The sequence below is a fragment of the Prauserella salsuginis genome (assembly GCF_024648885.1).
Classification (GTDB): Bacteria; Actinomycetota; Actinomycetes; order Mycobacteriales; family Pseudonocardiaceae; genus Prauserella; species Prauserella salsuginis.
Window position 1 is genome coordinate 380,158 of sequence record NZ_JANBBF010000011.1, and the last position, 18,168, is coordinate 398,325.

Sequence of the window (18,168 nt, forward strand, 5' to 3'; positions counted from 1 at the left end):
GCCTGTGGGGACCGCGGGCGGGCGTCGCGGGCCGTCAGCGCCGGCGGCGGGCGAAGACGACAGCGCCAGGCACGTCCTCGTCCGGCCGCAGGATCAGCTCGGCGTCGATCGTGAACCCCGCGTCGCGGAGCAGACCCGCGACCGCGTCGGGCCTGCGGTCGTGGCTGTCGACGTTGACCGGTCGGCCCGTGTAGCCCTCGGATGTGTGCCGGATGCCGTCGCCGACGTGGAAGCCGACCAGGACGGGGCCCCCGGGGCGCACCACGCGGTGGAACTCGTCGAACACGCCGGGCAGGGCGTGGTCGGGCACGTGGATCACGGACCAGAACGCGAGCACCCCCGCGACGGCACCGCCGGCGAGGTCGAGGTCGGTCATGGTGCCGACGTCGAAGCGCAGGTGGGGGTAGGTGCGCCGGGCGAGGGCGACCATCTCGGGGGAGAGGTCGATGCCGAACGCGTCCACTCCCGCCTCGTGGAGGTGATCGGTGACGTGGCCCGGTCCGCAACCGACGTCGGCGACCGGGCCGCCTCCGCACTCGTGCACCGCTTCGACGAACACCGCCAGGCTCGCCCGCAGGTGCGGCATCTCGTCGAGCAGCCCGCGCACCTTGTCGGCGTATCCGGACGCGTCGGTGTCGTACGAGGAGCGGGTGTCGGACAGCCAGGCGTCGGCCATGAGGTGAACGGTAGTCGCTGCGCGGGCGGGCGGCCGGGCGCCGAACCGGTGGCGGCCGTCCGGGTGCGGGCGCGCGAAGGCCGGCGGGCGAACCGATCACCCGCCGGCCTTCGCCGTCGTGGTACCCGCCGGTGCTAGACGGGTTCCTCCTCCTGCGTCTCCATCTCGGCCGCGCGCGGGTCGGGGCCGCTGTGCCGCAGCGACAGTAGGCCGCCGATGACCAGCGTGACGACCACGCCGAGCGGCACGTACCAGGGGAAGGCCAGGCCGACCTCCTCACCGTCCACGGTGAACGTGACACCCAGGACGAACACGGCGGCCACGACGACGGTGCACGCGAACGCGATGATCGCGTCGGTCTGCCGTGCCTTCTTGACGATCATGCCGAGGAAGAACGCGCCGAGCAGCGCACCGTAGGTGTAGCTGGCGATGCTCAGTCCGAGTTCGACGACCGGGGTGTCGGTGCTGGTGAACATCGAGGCGAACACGACGAACACGACCGCCCAGATGATCGTCCAGATCCGCGCCTGCTTGAGCATCACCGCGTCGGACATCTTCTTCTTCGTGAACCGCTCGTAAAGGTCGGCGATCGTCGACGTCGACAGCGAGTTCAGCGACGAGGAGATCGTCGACATGGCGGCGGAGAGGATGCCGGCGATGAGGATCCCGGACAGCCCGACGGGCAGTTCCTCGAGGATGAACCTGGGGAACAGGTCGTCCGGGTTGGCCAGGCCCAGCGCGTCGATGCTCTGCCCGCCGTAGAACGAGAACAGCATCGCACCGACCAGCAGGAACACCGCGAACTGGAAGAACACCACGACACCACTGGCGATCACGGCCTTCTGGCTGTCACGCACGTTCTTGCACGCCAGCAGGCGCTGCACCATCAGCTGGTCGGCACCGTGCGAGGCCATCGCGAACAGCGCACCGCCGACGACCGCGGTGATGAACGCGTACTGGTCGGTGATGATGTCGGAGCCGAACTCGAAGAGCTGGAACTTGCCCGCGTCGGCGAGCTCGCCGAACCAGCCGCTGGGCAGCTGGCCCGCCAGCACGAAGATCGCGGCGATGGCGCCGAGCACGTAGATGGCCATCTGGACGACGTCGACCCAGATGACGGCGCGGATGCCGCCGAAGTAGGTGTAGATGACCGCCACGAGCGCGATCGCGGCGATCACGACCCAGTACGACACGTCGAGGCCGATCCCGTCGAGCACGAGTTTGACCGGGATGGCCGTGGCGAACAGGCGAACGCCGTCCGCGAGCAGACGGGTGACCAGGAACGTCACCGAGGCGGTGCCCTGCAGTCCGCCACCGAAGCGCTTGCCGAGGAAGCCGTACGCGCTGACGAAGCCGCCTGCGTAGTACTTGGGTAGCAGCACGAATGCGACGACGACGCGGCCGATGAGGTAGCCGATCGCCAGCTGTAGATACGTGATGTTGCCGAGGTAGGCAACGGTCGGCACGCTCAGCACGGTCAGCGTCGAGGTCTCCGTGGCGACGACCGAGAAGGTGACCGCCCACCAGGGCACCTTCCGGCTGCCGACGAAGTAGTCGTTCGACGATCGCTGCTTCCCGCTGAGCAGGATGCCCAGGATGGGCGTTCCCACCAGGAAGATCGCGATGATCGCGAGGTCCAGTGCGCGCATTGGTCTCTCCTACCGTGTCTCGCGCGAGTTGGCCACCCTCAGCCGCGAAATCGGCGACGTCGGTGGGGTCGGAAGGGCGAGCCGTCGCTCACCAGGGGTGATGCTGCCGAGGACGCGTGGCCCGCGGGCGCCGGTGGCGCTGGGAACATTGCCCGCGGCGCCGTGCCACGACAGCCAGCCGAGCACGGCCGTCAGGTAGGCCTCCTTCGCGTCGGCGGGCAGCCCCAGCTCGTCGCTCCTGTGGACGACGAGACGGCGGCCCAACGCGCGCATCAGGGTCGGGTTGTGCACCCCGCCGCCCGAGGCGTACACGGTCGTGGCGCCGTGGCGGGCGCAGGCGTCGGCGATGGTGACGGCCGTGAGCTCGGTCAGCGTCGCCAGCAGGTCGGTGTCGCCGACCTGGGGCAGGCCGCCGAGTGCCGCGGCGAGGTATGTGCTGTGGAAATGCTCCTTGCCCGTCGACTTCGGCGGCGGGGCCGCGTAGTAAGGATCCGCGAGCAGCCGCTCGAGCAGGTCGGTGCGGACCGTGCCGGCCGCGGCGAGCGCACCGTCGACGTCACTGCGGGCGGCGCCGCCGGTGACCTGGGCGGCCGCGAGGTCGAGCAGCGCGTTGCCGGGGCCGGTGTCGTAGGCGAGCACGTCGCCGACCGCGCCGGAGCCGTCGTCGGAGTTGTTGCCGGAGCCGCCGGGCGGCACGACGGTGATGTTGCTGATGCCGCCGATGTTCAGTGCGACCGTCGGGGATCCCGCCCGGTCGGCGACCGTGCGCAGCAGCAGCGCGTCGAGCGTGCTCGCGAGCGGCGCGCCGTGACCACCGGCGGCGACGTCGCGCACCCGCAGGTCGGAGACGACGGGACGGCCGGTGCGCTCGGCGATCCAGGCGGGTTGGCCGAGCTGCAGCGTGCCGAGTGCCCGGCCCTCGTCGATCCAGTGGAAGACCGTCTGGCCGAGCGAGGCGACCACGTCGACGGGGCCGGCATGTGCCTCGGCGTGGCTGACGGCGTCGGCGAACTCCTGGCCGACGTGGGTGTCGAGTTTGGCGAGTTCTTCGGCGCTGCACGGTGCGGGCGGCAGCGCGGCGAGCAGTCGTGCCCGCAGCTCGTCGGGGTAGGGCAGCTCCCACTGGCCACACGGCGTGAGGACGAGCTCGCCGTCCGACTCGGCCAGTTCGGCGATGGCGACGTCGATGCCGTCCACGGAGGTGCCGGACAGTAATCCGGCGATACGGAGCGAAGGGGACACGGGAGTGGTCTAGTCCAATCAGCTGGTCTGTGCAACACGTTCGGTGGGTACCTGGCCTAGATCTATGCGAGACCGTTAACTTCCCACGCCGCGAGCCCTGACGCACCGTCCGACGCCCGGAGCGTTGCGCCGAGCGTCGAGCCGGGCGTCCGGGTTCGGCGCTACCGCGCTCCGGACGGACCCGGGCCGGTGGAGACGGGCCGGCCGGGGCGCGGGGCGAGCCGTGTCAACCGGATCGGAGGCCAGTGGGAGGATGGCGGCGTGTCGAGCACAGCCGTGATCTGGATCGTTGTCGTTGTGGCCGCCCTGCTGGCGGTCGCCCTCGTCGTGGGGCTGACCCTGTCCCGCAGGCGCAAGATCAGCCTGGAGCAGGACCAGGAGAAGCAGGTCCCGAAGGGCGGCGGGTACCAGGCAGGGGGCGGCATCTCGCTCGCACCCGGCGGGGAGGGCGCCACCACCCGGCCGTCGGACGCGCCCTCCCATCCGGTCGAGGAACGCACCGAGGTCGACGGCCAGCCCGGGGTCGGCGACGACGCATCCGTGCCGCGTGATGCACCGCGTCGCGACATCGTCGACGTCGGACTGCCGGACACCGAGCAGGAACCGGCGTCCACCGGCACCGCGGAGCCGGCCCCGGACACCGTGCGCGCCGACGACACAGCGACGGCCGCTCCAGGCACGACCACCCCGGACACGCCTGCCCCGGACACGGCGCCCGCGGAGCCGGCCGAAGCTCCGAAGACGGGCGAGCCCACGCCGGCCGCCCCGGAGCCGGCCGCCCCGGAAGCCGAGGCACCGAAGACCGCAGCGCCGGAGCCGGAGCCGGAGACCGAGGTCGAGGAGCCCGAGCCCGCCTCGGGTCGTATCGAACGGCTGCGGGGACGGCTGTCGAAGTCGCGGTCGGCACTGGGGCAGGGGCTGCTCGGTCTGCTGGGCGCGGGCGACCTCGACGAGGACTCGTGGGAAGAGATCGAGGACACGCTGCTCGTCGCCGACCTGGGCGCGTCGACCACGACCGAGATCGTCGAGAGGCTGCGTGAGGAACTGTCGGCCCGCGGCGTGCGGACCTCCGACGACGCGCGGGCGGCGCTGCGCGACGTGCTCATCGAGACGCTGTCGCCGGAGGCCGACCGTTCGGTGCGGGCGCTGCCGCACGAGGTGGACGGTGCGAAGCAGCCCGCCGTCGTCCTGGTCGCGGGTGTGAACGGCACTGGCAAGACCACCACGACCGGCAAGCTCGCGCGCGTGCTCGTGGCGCAGGGCAGGCAGGTGCTGCTGGGGGCCGCCGACACGTTCCGTGCGGCCGCCGCCGACCAGCTGGAGACCTGGTCGCAGCGGGTCGGCGCCGAGGTGGTGCGCGGTAAGGAAGGTGCCGACCCGGCCTCGGTCGCGTTCGACTCCGTCAAGCGTGGCGTCGACGCGGGTGTCGACGCTGTCCTGGTCGACACCGCGGGCAGGCTGCACACGAAGACCGGCCTGATGGACGAGCTCGGCAAGGTCAAGCGCGTCGTCGAGAAGCAGGCGAAGGTCGACGAGGTGCTGCTCGTGCTCGATGCGACGACGGGGCAGAACGGTCTGGCGCAGGCGCGGGTGTTCTCCGAGGTCGTCGACGTCACCGGCGTGGTGCTGACCAAGCTCGACGGCACGGCCAAGGGGGGAATCGTGTTCCAGGTGCAGCGCGAGCTCGGCGTGCCCGTCAAGCTCGTCGGTCTCGGTGAAGGGCCGGACGACCTGGCACCGTTCGAACCCTCGGCGTTCGTTGACGCCCTGCTGGGCTGAGCACGACCGACGTCACGGCCGCGCCCGGAACCGGCGCCGTGTGACGGAAGCCTGATATGTCGTGGTTCGGCCCGCTGTGCGGGTCGTGGTCTTCGCCCGGCCGAACCGGGCGGCGCCGGGAGAATCCTGCCCGACCCGGTTGCGGGTGGGCGTCACCTGTCGAGGAGTGCCTGTCATGTCCCGTCTGGCCCGTGTCGTCTTCGTGCCGGTCGCCTGCGCGGCGCTGGCGTTGACAGGGTGCTCGTTCGAGTTCTCCGTCGGGTCGACGGTCGGCAAGGACGAGCTCGAGAAACAGGTCATGGGCGCCCTGTCCGAACAGGACCGGCGTCCGAAGGACGTGACCTGCCCCGACGACCTCGAACCGGAGGTCGATGCGACGACGACGTGCACCTCGACCGGGCAGGACGGTGTCCAACGCGATGCGAAGGTGACGGTCACCGAGGTCGGCGAGGACGACCGGGTTCAGTTCGACGTCGTACTCTCGGGCGGTGACGGTGACGGGCAGGCCGGCGGCGACCGGTCCACGGCACCCGACGCCACGCCGGCAGGCGACGACGGCCGGGCGTCCGACGCGCCCGCCGGCGACGAGATCGACCGGGCCGTGCTGGCGCGGGAGGCTGCTCGGTCGCTCAGCCGCGAGGCCGGGCAGCACCTCGGTGAGGTCGGATGCCCGGAACACGTCGAAGCGACGGTGGGCGCCAGCACGCGCTGCGTGCTCACTAACCCGGCGGGAACCCGGTTCGGCGTCACCGTCGAGGTGACCGAGGTCGACGCGGAAACGCAGAACGCGAACTTCCACGTCCAGGTCGACGCGCAGCCGCTGAGTGGCGGTCGCTGACCGGGCGGAGCACGTCAGCCGGCCGAACTGAGGCGGGCGCGGCGATGCGGCGGATACGCCGCTGGTAGCTGCTGCTCGTGTGTGACCTGTAACACCGATGTGTCAGGGAACGAGAAGCGCACATGTGCGGTCTGACCGAAACATGAGGTTTCGGCATCCCGCCGGAGCCGCCGCCCTCAGGAGATCGTCATGCCCCGCGTGTCGCGCGCTCCGGCCCTGTCGGTTGCCGGCGTTTCCGTTCTCGGGCTGACGGCGTGTTCGGCGCACGTCGAGACGGACGAGCTGGAGAAACAGGTGGCGACGACACTCGTCCAGCGGGGCGACGTGGAGGTCGACAGCGTGCACTGCCTCGAGGAGCTCGACGCAGAATCGGATGCCACGACAGCGTGCAGTGTGACCGTCAAGGGTGGACGGAAGCTCACGGCGAACGTCACGGTGACCGACACCGGAGGTGACCTCGTCCAGTTCATGATCGATACCGAGTAGTGCGCCTCGCCGTAGCCGTCCGCCCACTCCGCGTCAGGCCCCGCGGATGCGCGCACACGCGCGGGCACGGATTCGGACCCGATTGCGGTGCGGCACAGTCCTCAGGACGCCCTCGTTTCTGCCCTCTCGTTTCTGCACTGAAGGAGACCCATGTCCACGACCGCTCGTTTCGTTGCTGCAGCTGCCGCCTGTCTGACGTTGGGGCTGGCCGCGTGCTCCGCCGAAGTGTCGGTCTCCACGGGCCCGCAGATCGAACAGGGTGAGCTCGAGAAACAGCTGCTGGCGTCGGTGACGGCGGAGGTCGGACAGCGACCGAAGGATCTCACGTGCCCGGGTGACGTCGATGCCGAGAAGGGCGCGAGGACCGAATGCACCCTGGTTGCCCCGGACGGAACCGCCGCGCCGGTGTCGGTGACCGTGACGCGTGTCGACGCCGACTCCGGTGATTTCGGGGTCGACTGGGAGGTCGGTCAGCCGGAATCGGCCACCGCCGACTCTTGATTCGGGCGCAGGCCGCTCGCGGTCCGAAGTAGACGGCGGCCTCGGCCCGCCGGTGCGACGGCCCGGCCTCGCGACGACAACCCGCTCCGGCCGGACGTGTATTCGTCATGTCGGATTGCGGCGCGGTGCGAGATTGCGGCGCGGTGCGAGATTGCGGCGCTGTGTGGATTGCGGCGCTGTGTGGATTGCGGCGCTGTGTGGATTGCGGCGCTGTGTGGATTGCGGAGCCGCGGGGGATGAGATGCCGTGTGGGATGGGACACCACGTAGCAACGGAACGCGCCGGGCGACTGTGAAGTCGGAGTGAAGTATGAGGCTGCGGCTGTCCGGCCGGAGCTCCCTTCACGTCTTCAGGAGATCGTCATGCCCCGCGTGTCCCGTGTTCTTGCACTGTCCGTCCTCGGCGTCGCCGTGTTCGGACTGGCCGGGTGCTCGATGTACGTCGAGAAGGACGACCTCGAGGAGCAGGTGTCGTCGTCGATCTCGCAGCAGGGCATGCCGGTGGACAGCGTCGACTGCCCCGACGATCTGGACGGCGAGGTGGACGCCACGACGACGTGCACGGTGACCGTGCAGGGCGGTACCGAGGTCAAGACCGATATCACCGTGACCAGTGTCGACGGTGACGAGGTTCGCTTCGACATCACGCCGCAGCAGACCGCGGGGGAGTGAGGGCGCCGGCCGCTCATCACTGACGACGGCGGGCGCCGGGACATCCGGCGCCCGCCGTCGTCGTATGCACGCCCGGCGCCGGTCGCGGTGTGGGCCGGCAGTGGTGTCGGCCGGGTGGTGTGGGCCGGGCGTGGTGTGGACCTGAGCGTGGCCCGCCGGTGCCGCGCCGCCGCGGCGTCACCCCGGTAGTTGTTTCGCCAGGGCCTCGGCGGTGCGCTGGACAGTCGGGGCAATGCGCACGACGGCGTCCTTGGTCAGCCTGCCCTCCGGTCCGGACACCGAGACCGCGGTCGGGGTCGGCGTGCCGGGAACCGGTACCGCTATGCACCGCACGCCCAATTCCTGTTCGCTCTCGTCGAGCGCGTACCCCTGTCGGGCGATCTCGGCGAGGTGTGCCAGGAACGCCTCGACGTCGGTGTGCGTGTGCTCGGTGTAGGCGGGCATGCCGGTCCGGTCGAGGAGGGCACGGACCTCGTCGGTCGGCAACTGCGCCAGGATCGCCTTGCCGACGCCCGTGCCGTGGGGCAGCAGTCGCCTGCCCACCTCGGTGAACATTCTCATGGAGTGTTTCGAGGGCGCCTGGGACACGTAGACGACCTCGTCGCGTTCCAGGACGGCCAGGTTGGCCGTCTCGCCGATCTCGTCCACCAGTTCGGCCAGCAGTGGCCGTGCCCAGGTGCCGAACTGCAGGCTCGCCTGTTCGCCCAGTCGGATCAATCGTGCCCCGAGGGCGTAACGCCGGTTCGCGTTCTGCCGTACGTAGCCGCAGGCTACGAGGGTGCGGATCAACCGATGGATCGTCGGCATGGGCAGCCCCGACGACGTCGCCAGCTCGGACAGACTCGCTTCGCCCCCGGCGTCCGCGAGCCGTTCCAGCAGCTCGAACGCCCGCTCGAGGGACTGCACTCCACCGCTCGTGGCCACCATGACTCCTTTCACCCTCGCTGCAGGGTTGCTCACATTGAGCTTCCGTAATGTAGAAACTATAGTCCGACATATAGAAGATCGATGCTCAACGACGTTCCCTGAGGTGTTCCATGTCTGATGTTCGTGTGCTCGGCGACGCGATCGAGCGCGGCGACGAAGTGCTGACGCAGGAGGCACTCGACTTCGTGGCCGGCCTGCACGAGAACTTCGCGGCCACTCGTGACCAGCTGCTGGAGGCTCGTAAGCAGCGCCGCGAGGAGGCCAAGCGCACCGGACGCCTGGACTTCCTGTCCGAGACCAAGCAGGTTCGCGAGTCCGACTGGCAGGTCGCCGACGCTCCGCCCGCGCTGCGCGACCGCCGTGTGGAGATCACCGGCCCGACCGAGCGCAAGATGACGATCAACGCGCTCAACTCCGGTGCCAAGGTGTGGCTCGCCGACCTCGAGGACGCGAACACGCCGCACTGGAGCAACGTCGTGAACGGGCAGATCAACCTGTCCGACGCGATCCGCGGCACGATCGAGCTCGAGTCGAACGGCAAGCACTACGCGCTGCGCGACGACGTGGAGCACGCCACCATCGTCGTCCGCCCGCGCGGCTGGCACCTCGACGAGCGCAACCTCGAGTTCAACGGCCGCAAGGGGGTCGGCGCGCTCGTCGACTTCGGCCTGCACTTCTTCCACAACGCGAAGGAACTGCTCGCCCGCGGCAAGGGGCCGTACTACTACCTGCCGAAGATGGAGAGCCACCTCGAGGCGCGGCTGTGGAACGACATCTTCACCCACGCCGAGAAGGCGCTCGGCGTGGAGCACGGCACCATCCGGGCCACGGTGCTGATCGAGACCATCCCCGCCGCGTTCGAGATGGAGGAGATCCTCTACGAACTGCGCGAGCACGCCTCGGGCCTGAACGCGGGCCGCTGGGACTACCTGTTCAGCGTCATCAAGTACTTCCGCGACGCGGGTGAGAAGTTCGTCCTGCCGGACCGCAACGCCGTCACCATGACCGCTCCGTTCATGCGCGCCTACACCGAGCTGCTCGTGCGCACGTGCCACAAGCGCGGCGCCTTCGCCATCGGCGGCATGTCGGCGTTCATTCCCAGCAAGGACCCCGAGGTCGCCGAGAACGCCACGAAGAAGGTGCACGCCGACAAGTCGCGCGAGGCCGGCGACGGCTTCGACGGTTCGTGGGTCGCCCACCCCGGCATGGTCGGACTGTGCAAGGAAGAGTTCGACAAGGTCCTCGGTGACAAGCCGAACCAGCTCGACCGCCTTCGCGAGGACGTGTCCGTCACCGCCGACCAGCTCCTCGACGTGGCCGCGACCGACGCGCAGTGCACCGCCGCCGGCCTGCGGGGCGCCGTGGACGTCGGCGTGCGCTACATCGCCTCCTGGTTGGGCGGTAACGGTGCCGCCGGTATCCACAACCTCATGGAGGACGCTGCGACCGCCGAGATCTCCCGGTCGCAGGTGTGGCAGTGGGTGCAGAACAGCGTCGTGCTCGCCGACACCGGGGCGACCGTGACCCGCGAGCTCGTGCGCTCCGTGCTCGACGAGATCAAGGGCGAGCTGGCCGACGAGATCCCGTCCGACCTGCTCCAGCCCGCGGTCGAGCTGTTCGAGGAGGTCGCGCTCGCCGACGAGTTCGCCGACTTCCTGACGCTGCCCGCCTACGAGCGGATCAAGTAAGTGACCGCCGGCCGGCTCACCGAGGACGTCTACGCGCGCATCGACGCCTCACTCGCGGCGTCCGACGCCCGTGTGGCAGCCGCCTATCCCGGTGAGCCGGCCGGACGGCAACCCGTTCACACCGTCTACGTCCCCGCGGGCCGTTACCACGCCGGGTTGGCGGGCCAGTGGGGCACTCGTGCCCTCGACGTCCTGACGTCCCACGAGCTGCCCGCGACCGACGACGTGCTCGCACGGGTGCGCACCAAACTCGCGTCGGAACCGATCGAAGACCTGCGCATCGACTTCGAAGACGGTTACGGCAACCCCGGCGACGACGTCGAGGACGCCGAAGTCGTGCGCTGCGGACGGGAACTCGCGTCCGAAGTGGCCGGTCGCGGCGACCCCGACAGCGGCCCCGTCGCGCCGTTCTGCGGTATCCGGTTCAAGAGCTTCGAGGTCGGCACCCGCCGCCGCGGCATGCGCACTCTCGACCTGTTCCTCGAAGCGCTCGGCGGTCCGCCGCCCGGCTTCGTCGTCACGCTGCCGAAGGTCACCGACGTCGACCAGGTCACCGCCGCCGCGGACGTGCTCAGCGAGCTGGAGAAGGTCCACGGGCTCGCCGTCGGGACGCTGCGGTTCGAGGTGCAGGTCGAGACCACCCAGTCGGTGTTGCGGGCGGACGGCACCGTCGCGTTGCCCGCCATCGTGCAGGCCGCCAACGGCCGCTGCAGCGGGCTGCACTTCGGCACCTACGACTACAGCGCGAGCCTCGGCATCGCGGGCGCGTACCAGAGCATGGACCACCCGGCCGCCGACTTCGCCAAGCAGTTCATGCAGGTCGCGGCCGCCGGCCGGGGTGTCCGGCTGTCCGACGGGTCGACCAACCGCCTACCGGTGGGCGAGGCCGTAGCCGACGGGTGGGCCGAGCATCTGCGATTGGTACGCCGGTCCCTCGAACGCGGCTTCTACCAGGGCTGGGACCTGCATCCGCACCAGCTGCCCAGCCGGTTCGCCGCCACCTACGCGTTCTTCCGCGAGAACCTCACGTCCGCCGCCGACCGGCTGCGCGCCTACGTCGGGGACGTCGACGGAGCGGTGCTCGACGAGCCCGCGACCGCCCAGGCACTCGCGACGTACGTGCTACGCGGCCTCGACTGCGGCGCCGTCGACGAGACCGAACTGGACGGTGGACTGGACCGGCGAGCACTGTCCCGGTTGGCCGCGCGCGCGGGTTGACCGCCGGCATACGGACGCGCGTGTCCTGCGTTCAAGAGCCCGTGTTGCAGATTCCGGGGCCCGTGTTCCGCATTCAGGGGCCCGTGTTGCGGTTTCCGGGCGCGTGTTGTGCAAACGGGGTTCGTGTTGTGGTTTCCGGGGCTCGTCGCCCTCGCCGGGCGGGCAGTTCTCCGGGATCAGGTGGAACTCCGCGTCATCGCCGCCGTGTGGCCGCGTGTATCACGCGGTCTTCAAAGCGCACGGTGTCGTCGGTGTGCGGCTGTTTCGTGTGCCTGCGTACTCGGTAGGTGTGCTGCTCGGGCTCGTTGGTGACAAGCCGGCACGCAGTTGATGATCTCGATATGGGTGGGTGCCTCCGCGCTCGGTGCGGATCACCACGAACAACACGCCGATCCGAGTAGGTCCTCCGGTGGTCCACCGTGACGCTCCACAGTGGTCCGCCATGGGGTGATGCCGCCGGGTGTACTCCCTCACGTTGACAGTCCTCCCGAAGCGCCCGGCCATCACGGTTGACGTCGTCCCCGAGTTGGCACTGTTCGGCACGACGACCGAAATCGGCACCGCGATATCGGCACTATTGGGTGAAGTTATTCGTACTGGTGTTCGGTAGTGTTGGTGGGGTGCTTGGTACTGGGGACATGGTCGCGGCTGCGCGTTCGCTGCGGGAGCAGCGGGCGCGGGTCGATGCTGCCGAGGTCGAGTTTCTCGCCGCGGTGGACACTGGTCCGGCCGAACGGCGGGGGCTGGCCGAGACGTTGGCACCCGAACTACGTATGTCGCCCCAGGAAGTCGAGGCACGGATCCAGGCAGCAGTGGACCTGGCCAGCCGGATGCCGCAGATGCTGACGGCCATGCGCCATGGGTTGACCGACGGCTACGGGGCGCGCCGGGTGCTGCGGGTGACCGCACCGTTGTCCGACGCTCACGCCCGGCGGGTGGACGAGCTGTTGGCCGATAAGCTGACGGATGCGCCGGTGTCGACGTGGCAGCCGGGCAACCTGGCCCGTCACGCGGCACGGCTGGTGCAGCGCGTCGATCCGGGCGGGCAGACGGCCCGCGCCCGCACTGCCGACGAGGACCGCAAACTCCAGCTCGATCACGGCGAGCACGCCCAATCACGCCTGACCGTCGACCTGCGCTCCGAAGTGGCCTCGGCGTGTTACGCCCGAGTCGATGCCATGGCCCGCCGACTGCGTCGAGGCGGCGAGACCCGCACGTTGGAGCAGTTGCGGGCCGATGTCACCGCCGACCTGCTACTCGGCAACGACCCCGGTGTTCAGGTGCCGCAGGCGGCGGCGCAGGTGTATGTGCACCTGCCGGTCGACGCGGCCCTGTCCATCAGCGACACCGGCTGCGAACTCGACGGCTACGGCCCCATCCCCGCCCCCATCGCCCGGGAGATCATGACCGGTCCGGAAAGCGTGTGGCGGGCGGTGTTGTGCGACTCGGCCACGGGCGAGCCGCTCGACCTTGGCCGGACCCGGCGCCGACCGACGGCCACCATCCGCGAACTCGTCCGCGTACGCGACCGCGAATGTGTTGTTCCCTGGTGCCGGCGGCCCGCGCGGCACTGCGACCTCGACCACGAACGCGAATGGGCCGCCCACCACGGCCCCACCTCGCTGACCAACACCGGACCACGCTGCCGACGACATCACCGGATGAAGAACGCACCCGGGTGGGTCACGCGCTACGACCCGATCCGCGGCGCCACAACGATCACCACGCCCACCGGCGCCACCTACACCGGCGAACGCGAACCAATCCTCACCCCACGACGGCAGTCACCGCTGAGCCGTGACGAACCGCCACCCTTCTGACGGGAACGGCGGCCCAGGTCGGGCGTCGCCACGGGTACCCCGAGGAAACCGCTACCTCCGTGTCTGGTGGCTCTTCGGTGCACGCGCGCACGCCGCCGACCCGGGGCCTGCGTTTACCCTGACGACATGGTGCTCGACCTCAACAGCGACCTCGGTGAAGGTTTCGGGATCTGGCCGTTGACCGACGACGACGCGCTGCTCGACATCGTGACCAGCGCCAATGTCGCATGTGGATTCCACGCGGGCGATCCGACCGTGTTGCGCCGCGTCACCGAACGCGCAGCCGAGCGCGGGGTGGCGATCGGTGCGCAGGTCGGCTACCGCGACCTGGCCGGGTTCGGTCGGCGGTTCATCGACGCAGACCCCGCCGAACTCGGCAACGACGTCATCTATCAGATCGGTGCGCTCGACGGCTTCGCGCGCATTGCAGGCACGCGCGTCCGCTACGTCAAACCGCACGGCGCGCTGTACAACGCCGTCGCCCACCACACTGCTCAGGCCGAAGCCGTCGTGGATGCGGTACGGACCTACGACGCGAACCTGCCGATCCTCGGGTTGCCCGGATCCGAACTGCTGCGGCTGGCCGACGAGGCCGGACTGCCGACCATCGCCGAGGCGTTCGCCGATCGTGCCTACACGCCGGAAGGCAGACTCGTGTCCCGCCGGGCACCGGGCGCCGTCGTGCACGACGCCGACACGGTCGTCGCCCGTAGCGTGCGGATGGCGACCGAAGGAATGGTCACCGCGATCGACGGCACCGAGATCGAGGCGCGGCCGCGCTCGCTGTGCCTGCACGGCGACACAGCAGGCGCGGTCGAACTCGCCCGGCGAGTCCGGGAAGGGCTGCTCGACGCGGGCGTCGAGCTCGCGCCGTTCGCATAGCGGAAGCGCCGCCCTGTAACCCCAGAATCGCGGGAAACCACAGAGCTGCGCAGCGCTGCCGCTGCTGTCCGGCCGCGTGTAGCTGTTCACCGCCCGTCGGTGTCGGCGCGGCCGACCTCGCCGGTGTGGTCGGAGGCCGACCGCCGACGTCGCGGCCGGGAACGCCAGGCCGCCACGGTCATCGTCGCGCCCGCACCGACCTGCGCCGCGGACAGCCAGACCGGGTTGTCGGAACCGATCGCCAGAAAGAGCCCGACCAGAGCGACGAAGACGCCGCACGCGAGCTGCAGCACAGTGCGCTTGCCCAGGATCGTGCCTGCCTCGCCCGAGCCGTCCCGCACGTCGATCATCGTCACCGAGGTTATCCCCCGGTCCCGGGCCCGCGAGGGGTTCGTCGCCGGGACCGGCGGGTCGTGGACGGGCGCTCGGTTCGGCGCACCGTCGTCCGCGGTCAGGCACCGTTCGAGCCGTGAGCGGCCGGCGCCGAGCCACAGCCGCAGGTGCCGGCTCGTTTGCCGTCGCCAGTCGCCAGTCGCCAGCCGTCAGCCGTCGCGGAGCCGGGCCACGCGTAGTGAGCGCAGCCGGGACAGTGCGGCGGCGACCTCGAACCGGCGCGGCACGACGTAGTCGCCGAGGAAGCCGTGGCGGATCGCGTCGGCGCCGTCGGCGAGGTCGTCATCGAGCAGGTCGAGGAACTCGGCGATGGTGCGGTCACCGTCGACCAGTCCCGCTTCGACGCCGTGAGCCAGCGCCAGGCCGATGCCCATCACCTGACCGGGGTCGACGATCTGTTCCACGGCACGCAGGTCGATGTCCGTGTCGCCGTAGGTGAGCGTGTCGATGCCGCGTTGCTTGACCTTGCGCCTGCCCTTGTGTTCGGGCGAGAGCGACGCGGGGTCGCACACCCGGTGCGCCGCGGCGGGAAACCCGCTGGCCTCGACCGTCCGGTCGGCCCGGCCGCGTAGCTGCTGAGCCCGTTCCGTCGCGTCCTCCGCGTGGTAGGACGCCATCATGATCACGCGGTCGGCGATGTCGAGGTAGTCGCCGGAGCCACCCATCACCAGAACGGTCGACACGCCGTGTTCGGTGTAGAGCGGCCGCACGAGATCCACGAACGGTGTCAGCGGCTCGTTGCCCTTGGCGACGAGCTCCTGCATCCGGGCGTCGCGGATCATCAGGTTCGTCGCCGCGGTGTCCTCGTCGATCAGCAGCACCTCGGCGCCCGCCTCGAGGGCCTCGACCGTGGTCGCGGCCTGCGAGGTCGACCCGGAGGCGTTCGACGTCGAGAAGTCCCTCGTGTCCGCGCCGGTGGGCAGCCCGCCGACGAACGCGCTGACGTCCACCCGCTCCACGCTGCGTCCGTCCTCGGCGCGGATCTTCGCCGTGGCAGACCGACTGACCACCAGTTCCCTGCCGTCGCCGGGAACGTGGTCGTACACGCCGCGCTCGAGCGCGCGCAGCAACGTCGACTTGCCGTGGAACCCGCCGCCGACGATCAACGTGATGCCCTCGGCGATGCCCATCCCGGTGACCGTCCCCCGGTTGGGCAATTCCACAGTGGTGCGCAGCGACTCGGGGGATTCGAACGGGACGCCGTCGGCCAACGGCCGGTCATCGGTGCCGCTGCGGCGTGCGAGCATCGCGCCATCGGCGACGAATGCCACCAGCCCGCGTTCGGGCAGGGCCTTCCGCAGCGCGTCGGTGTCCTCCACGGAGTCAACGAACGCGGCGAGGTCGTCGGCGTCGAGCGCGTCGTAGCGCAGCGACTCGACGGCGCGGGGGAGCTGCTCGCACAGCGCCTTCCGCGCGCCGCGGCCGTCGATGCGGCGGCGCGGCCCCGGCAGGTCGATGCCCAGCCGTACGGTCAGTGCGCCGCCGGAGATCCGCAGCGCACTGCGGTCCAGCACCTGCTGTCCGCCCACGTCGGCGCGCAGCAGCGACCCGCGCAATTGCTGACCCAGTACCCGCAGCAGGCGGTCCGCGAGCGCACGTGCGCGGACCGGCGTGTGCCACAGTTCCTTCGGGAACCCGGCGTAGTCCGCCGAGATCCGCACCTCGATGCGGCTCGCCGGGGCGAACGGATCCGTCTGCGCCTTGCGGACGCCGACCGTGTATCCGCCCGCGTCCCAGTCGCCCTGGAGACTCTTGTACCTGCCGTAGCTCTGACCGTCGAGCCGGGACAGTGTCGCCCCCAGCTCGGCGAGCGTTCGTTCGTCACTCCTGTCGCGTGCCATCACTTCACACGGTACGGCCCACAGCGGTGTCGCGAAGGCCGCGGCGGGTCCTGTCAGGACTCCACGGACAGCGCGAGGAAGACCTCGACCTGGGTGCGGAAGTCCGTGAGGTCGGCGTCGAGGATCTCGCCGGCCCGCGCGATGCGGTACCGCAGCGTGTTCACGTGGACGTGCAGTTGCTTGGCCGCCTTCGCAGGGGATCCCGAGCATTCCAGGTAGACGCAGACGGTGCGCAGCAGCTCCGGATGCTGCGGTAGCGCCCCGAGTACGCGCCCGGCCAACGTGCGGCGCAGTTCGTCCGGCGCTCCCGCGAGCAGCAATCGGTGCATGCCCAGGTCGTCACCCGAGGCGACGGCGACCCGTTCGGGGCGGCGCTGTGCCGCCTGCACCGCGTGCCGCGTTTCGTCCGCCGCACCCCGCAGTCCCGGTACCTGCACCAGACCGCCCGCACCGACGAGGACGCGGCCTCGCCCGAGCGCCGCGAGCGCGTCGGTCGCCCGCGCGGCCCAATCCTCGGGCCAGCCGGCGCCCGCGGGTACGACCGCCCACGCCTCCTCCACGAGATCCGGGGCGCCCGGTCCGGTGAAGGCCGTGTCCTCGGCCGACAGGACCGCGAGCAATTCGTCGAGGATCTCCGCGGCCGCACCCGAACCGGGAGTGCGTGCGAGCAGGACCCGCACGGGCTTCTCGCCGGACAGTCCCGTCGCGGCCAGCGCCCGGGTGAGTTCCTCGGTCGTGCTCGCGGGGTCGGCCAGTGCCTGCACCAGGGGAGCGGCGACCTGCATGCGGGTGCGGCGTACCTCGTCCTCGCGGCCACGGGCCAGCCCGACCAGGCTCGCCAGTTCCTCGGCCACCTCCGATGCGCCGGGGCCCAGGTCCGCGTCGACGACGAGCGACCACGGCACCGCGTTCCTTCCTCCCACGGCGAGCACGCTGCGTCGCCGCGGCGGCCTCGGGTCGTTGGCGGCCACGACGCGGCCCGTCGGGGTGACGACCCAGCAGTCCGCGCCGAGTTCGGCGGCGCCGCAGGCCAACAGCGCGGGCAGCGACGCGTCGTCGGCCGCCGCCGACAGCAGCCGTTTGCGGGAACCGCCGGTCTCCGCGGCCAGGGCCAGCACGACCCGTTCGGTCACCACGGCGAACGAGAGGTCGGCGGGCACCTCCAGCAGCGGAATCCGATGCCGCCGGCACGCCTCGACCAGGTCGTCCGGGATGCCGCCGGTGTCGGCCCCCGACGCCGCCAGCCCGGCGCACCACGCGTGGGCGAGCGCGTGCACGAACGGCTCCGCATCGCCCGGTTCGCGCCACCACAGCAGTCCCGACAACACGAACTCGCCCTCGGACAGGTAGCGGCTCGGATCGGGCAGTTCGGTCACGTAGATCCGGCTGACCTCGCGGTCGAGCAGATTCCCGCCCGTGTGCACGCGCAGTCGCAGGCTCGGGATCTCCAGCAGAGTCTTCACCAGCGTCATCAGATTTGTAGGAAAACACAAAATCAGCCGGTTGTGGGGCCGCGCTTTCATGTGTGCGCGCCGTTGCCGCGGACCGGGCCGGGCT

General features: G+C 70.4%; 16 protein-coding genes. 9 read left to right on the plus strand and 7 right to left on the minus strand.

Annotated elements, in window-relative coordinates; genetic code table 11:
• Positions 1-34: 34 nt before the first annotated feature.
• The 3 genes from LY40_RS16625 to LY40_RS16635 all read right to left on the minus strand — a co-directional run bounded on the left by LY40_RS16625 (position 35) and on the right by LY40_RS16635 (position 3,567).
• Entirely contained in the window at positions 35-676 is a 642-nt protein-coding gene (locus LY40_RS16625; protein ID WP_258937389.1) for a class I SAM-dependent methyltransferase, read from the minus strand.
• Between the two features lie 134 nt (positions 677-810).
• Positions 811-2,325: a sodium:solute symporter gene (locus LY40_RS16630; RefSeq protein ID WP_183778521.1), complete on the minus strand. Its 1,515-nt coding sequence runs from the start codon at positions 2,323-2,325 to the stop codon at positions 811-813.
• Positions 2,326-2,334: 9 nt separating this feature from the next.
• A complete protein-coding gene (locus LY40_RS16635; RefSeq protein WP_258937390.1) occupies positions 2,335-3,567 on the minus strand; it encodes an anhydro-N-acetylmuramic acid kinase in 1,233 nt (410 codons plus the stop codon).
• A gap of 261 nt (positions 3,568-3,828) precedes the next feature.
• On the opposite strand from LY40_RS16635, the gene ftsY reads away from it, so the two are divergent.
• From ftsY to LY40_RS16660, 5 genes are all read left to right on the plus strand, one after another.
• On the plus strand, positions 3,829-5,346 hold the full coding sequence (ftsY, locus tag LY40_RS16640) for a signal recognition particle-docking protein FtsY (RefSeq protein ID WP_258937391.1): 1,518 nt from the start codon (positions 3,829-3,831) through the stop codon (positions 5,344-5,346).
• 175 nt (positions 5,347-5,521) lie between these two features.
• Entirely contained in the window at positions 5,522-6,184 is a 663-nt protein-coding gene (locus tag LY40_RS16645; RefSeq protein ID WP_258937392.1) for a DUF4333 domain-containing protein, read from the plus strand.
• 189 nt (positions 6,185-6,373) lie between these two features.
• Complete coding sequence (locus LY40_RS16650) at positions 6,374-6,670, plus strand: DUF4333 domain-containing protein (RefSeq protein WP_258937393.1); 297 nt, start codon at positions 6,374-6,376, stop codon at positions 6,668-6,670.
• A 150-nt stretch (positions 6,671-6,820) separates the two neighbouring features.
• Entirely contained in the window at positions 6,821-7,171 is a 351-nt protein-coding gene (locus LY40_RS16655) for a DUF4333 domain-containing protein (RefSeq protein WP_183778514.1), read from the plus strand.
• Between the two features lie 362 nt (positions 7,172-7,533).
• Positions 7,534-7,842 carry a DUF4333 domain-containing protein gene (locus LY40_RS16660; protein WP_183778512.1) on the plus strand — a complete coding sequence of 103 codons (309 nt, stop codon included), beginning with the start codon at positions 7,534-7,536 and terminating at the stop codon, positions 7,840-7,842.
• Between the two features lie 177 nt (positions 7,843-8,019).
• Here the strand turns inward: LY40_RS16660 and LY40_RS16665 are convergent, their stop codons facing one another.
• Complete coding sequence (locus LY40_RS16665; protein WP_183778510.1) at positions 8,020-8,769, minus strand: IclR family transcriptional regulator; 750 nt, start codon at positions 8,767-8,769, stop codon at positions 8,020-8,022.
• Between the two features lie 110 nt (positions 8,770-8,879).
• Here LY40_RS16665 and aceB point away from each other — a divergent pair, with 110 nt between their 5' ends.
• The 4 genes from aceB to LY40_RS16685 all read left to right on the plus strand — a co-directional run bounded on the left by aceB (position 8,880) and on the right by LY40_RS16685 (position 14,377).
• On the plus strand, positions 8,880-10,457 hold the full coding sequence (gene aceB / locus LY40_RS16670; protein WP_183778508.1) for a malate synthase A: 1,578 nt from the start codon (positions 8,880-8,882) through the stop codon (positions 10,455-10,457).
• The gene (locus LY40_RS16675; protein WP_183778506.1) at positions 10,458-11,675 is read left to right on the plus strand and encodes a DUF6986 family protein; all 1,218 of its coding nucleotides are present in this window, start codon (positions 10,458-10,460) and stop codon (positions 11,673-11,675) included.
• A gap of 620 nt (positions 11,676-12,295) precedes the next feature.
• The gene (locus LY40_RS16680) at positions 12,296-13,495 is read left to right on the plus strand and encodes an HNH endonuclease signature motif containing protein (protein ID WP_258937394.1); all 1,200 of its coding nucleotides are present in this window, start codon (positions 12,296-12,298) and stop codon (positions 13,493-13,495) included.
• 126 nt (positions 13,496-13,621) lie between these two features.
• Positions 13,622-14,377, plus strand: a complete 756-nt coding sequence (locus LY40_RS16685) for a LamB/YcsF family protein (protein ID WP_258937395.1) — start codon at positions 13,622-13,624, stop codon at positions 14,375-14,377.
• An 86-nt stretch (positions 14,378-14,463) separates the two neighbouring features.
• Here LY40_RS16685 and LY40_RS16690 read toward each other — a convergent pair whose 3' ends face one another.
• The 3 genes from LY40_RS16690 to LY40_RS16700 all read right to left on the minus strand — a co-directional run bounded on the left by LY40_RS16690 (position 14,464) and on the right by LY40_RS16700 (position 18,083).
• Positions 14,464-14,727, minus strand: a complete 264-nt coding sequence (locus tag LY40_RS16690) for a hypothetical protein (protein WP_183778500.1) — start codon at positions 14,725-14,727, stop codon at positions 14,464-14,466.
• A 192-nt stretch (positions 14,728-14,919) separates the two neighbouring features.
• On the minus strand, positions 14,920-16,611 hold the full coding sequence (locus LY40_RS16695; RefSeq protein WP_183778498.1) for an ABC-ATPase domain-containing protein: 1,692 nt from the start codon (positions 16,609-16,611) through the stop codon (positions 14,920-14,922).
• Between the two features lie 53 nt (positions 16,612-16,664).
• Positions 16,665-18,083: a PucR family transcriptional regulator gene (locus tag LY40_RS16700; protein WP_258937396.1), complete on the minus strand. Its 1,419-nt coding sequence runs from the start codon at positions 18,081-18,083 to the stop codon at positions 16,665-16,667.
• Between the last annotated feature and the right edge of the window lie 85 nt (positions 18,084-18,168).

Excerpts from the sequence above, each read along its gene's own strand:
- LY40_RS16655 (WP_183778514.1), top strand. The coding sequence starts at position 6,821 with ATGTCCACGACCGCTCGTTTCGTTGCTGCAGCTGCCGCCTGTCTGACG.
- LY40_RS16690 (WP_183778500.1), bottom strand. The coding sequence starts at position 14,727 with ATGATCGACGTGCGGGACGGCTCGGGCGAGGCAGGCACGATCCTGGGC.
- LY40_RS16695 (WP_183778498.1), bottom strand. The coding sequence starts at position 16,611 with ATGGCACGCGACAGGAGTGACGAACGAACGCTCGCCGAGCTGGGGGCG.
- LY40_RS16665 (WP_183778510.1), bottom strand. The coding sequence starts at position 8,769 with ATGGTGGCCACGAGCGGTGGAGTGCAGTCCCTCGAGCGGGCGTTCGAG.
- LY40_RS16630 (WP_183778521.1), bottom strand. The coding sequence starts at position 2,325 with ATGCGCGCACTGGACCTCGCGATCATCGCGATCTTCCTGGTGGGAACG.
- aceB (WP_183778508.1), top strand. The coding sequence starts at position 8,880 with ATGTCTGATGTTCGTGTGCTCGGCGACGCGATCGAGCGCGGCGACGAA.
- LY40_RS16685 (WP_258937395.1), top strand. The coding sequence starts at position 13,622 with ATGGTGCTCGACCTCAACAGCGACCTCGGTGAAGGTTTCGGGATCTGG.
- LY40_RS16645 (WP_258937392.1), top strand. The coding sequence starts at position 5,522 with ATGTCCCGTCTGGCCCGTGTCGTCTTCGTGCCGGTCGCCTGCGCGGCG.
- LY40_RS16650 (WP_258937393.1), top strand. The coding sequence starts at position 6,374 with ATGCCCCGCGTGTCGCGCGCTCCGGCCCTGTCGGTTGCCGGCGTTTCC.
- LY40_RS16660 (WP_183778512.1), top strand. The coding sequence starts at position 7,534 with ATGCCCCGCGTGTCCCGTGTTCTTGCACTGTCCGTCCTCGGCGTCGCC.
- LY40_RS16625 (WP_258937389.1), bottom strand. The coding sequence starts at position 676 with ATGGCCGACGCCTGGCTGTCCGACACCCGCTCCTCGTACGACACCGAC.
- LY40_RS16700 (WP_258937396.1), bottom strand. The coding sequence starts at position 18,083 with ATGACGCTGGTGAAGACTCTGCTGGAGATCCCGAGCCTGCGACTGCGC.